Source organism: Holospora undulata HU1, from assembly GCF_000388175.3.
GTDB classification, from domain to species: Bacteria; Pseudomonadota; Alphaproteobacteria; order Holosporales; family Holosporaceae; genus Holospora; species Holospora undulata_A.
The window spans coordinates 1-1,598 of the sequence record NZ_ARPM03000022.1; the positions used below are offsets into that span (position 1 = coordinate 1).

The window sequence follows — 1,598 nt, forward strand, 5'->3', positions numbered from 1 at the left end:
ATTTGCCAGAGTTGCAATCGCCCCTGGAGTGCTTGCAATATGTTGATTGCCATTTTTTTTCTCTTTAAGCTTTTTTACTTCTTTTTGAACATCTGATTCTAAAACTTTCTGTTTAATCCCTGCTAGACGTTCAAAAATTGGCTTACGGTAAGGAAAATCAGCTGAATCAAGCACTTCAAAGACCTCATTGATACTCTCTTTACCAGTAATCCTGGAGATAAATCCATATAGTGTTTGGTCATTGATTTTTCCAAGATTTTCTAAAACAAAACGCCTTGCTGTATCAGGATCAACTTTTTTCATTAGTTTTCCAAAAAGATTTAATGCACTTTCATTTTCCAGCACGTCCTTTGAGCAAAAAGCCAGTTCTATCGCAAGATCATTTGATTCTTTAAAGCTAAGTATTTCAAAAAAAGCATCATTTTCAGAAAGAACACTGAATAATTTTATCTTATTTTGATCAGTGAAAAAAGATAATACTCTCCTTTTACAGAAAACATTCACATCTTCTTGTTCTATACATGTTTTTATCAATTTTTTAAGGGTTTCGTTATTTTGAAAAAGCTTGTCAAAAAAATCTGTTTTATTTCTAGAGGTATACTGGTCCAATACTAATTTTAAATCTTCACTATCTAAGTGTTCTACTACGGTGGCGTTTTCTAAAATCTTGTCGAAACTATCTGTATCTTTTTTACAAATACATTCGATCAATACTGACCCTAAATCTCTACTATCTAATTTTTCTAATACGCTGGCGTTTTCTAAAACCTTGTCTAAACAATCTTTTTTATTTCTAGAGATATAGTGACTCAATACTAACTTTAAACCTACACTATCTAAGTGTTCTACTACGGTGGCGTCGGTGGCCTTTTCTAAAATCTTGTCGAGAAAATCTAAGCTACTTATACAGCCACAGCCATAGACACAGTACTCCAATACTACACCTACACTTCTACTACTTAATTTTTCTACTACGGTGGCGTTTTCTAGAAGTTTGTCGAAAAAATTTGTATTATTTTCATAGATACATCTTTTCAATACGCACTCTAAATCCATACTATTTAATTTTTCCAAGACTCTGGAGTTTCCCAAAAGCTTGTAAAAGTTATCCTCTTCATTATTTGTGACACATTGTTGAAAAACGCCACCCCATTGATTAGATAGCGCGTCAGATACTTCTTTATCAGCAAAAATTTCTTCTATTTCTTGAGGTTTTACTGATTTTTTTGACAGAAGAATTGAAAACACCTCTCCCACATTTTTTTTTCCATGAATTTCTAAATATTTTTTGGCACATGACAAAATAGAAGCTTCTGGATTTTTTTGAAGAAAATCTTCCACAAAAAAACTCTGTTCCGAAGATGTCAACTGACCAACTGGATTGGAATATAAAGAATATGTCTGTGAGAAAAGAAGAAAAAAAGTTAGCAATATTTTTTGTTTCATAACACTTTTTTATTTATTTTTAACAACAATTTAATTTTACAATTCGGACAACCGAATGTCAAGTTCAATTTACTGCGTAAAGAGGTTAAGTATTTGTGGCTGACACCGCAGGCTTCAAAAATGCTTTTTTTGTAGGTAAGGGAAAACTCTAA

The 1,598-nt window shown here is 32.0% G+C and carries 1 protein-coding gene; it reads right to left on the reverse strand.

Annotated features, from left to right (window positions below; genetic code table 11):
• On the reverse strand, positions 1-1,446 hold a 1,446-nt coding region (locus K737_RS00215; protein WP_006302250.1), incomplete at its 3' end, for a hypothetical protein.
• Positions 1,447-1,598: the final 152 nt, after the last annotated feature.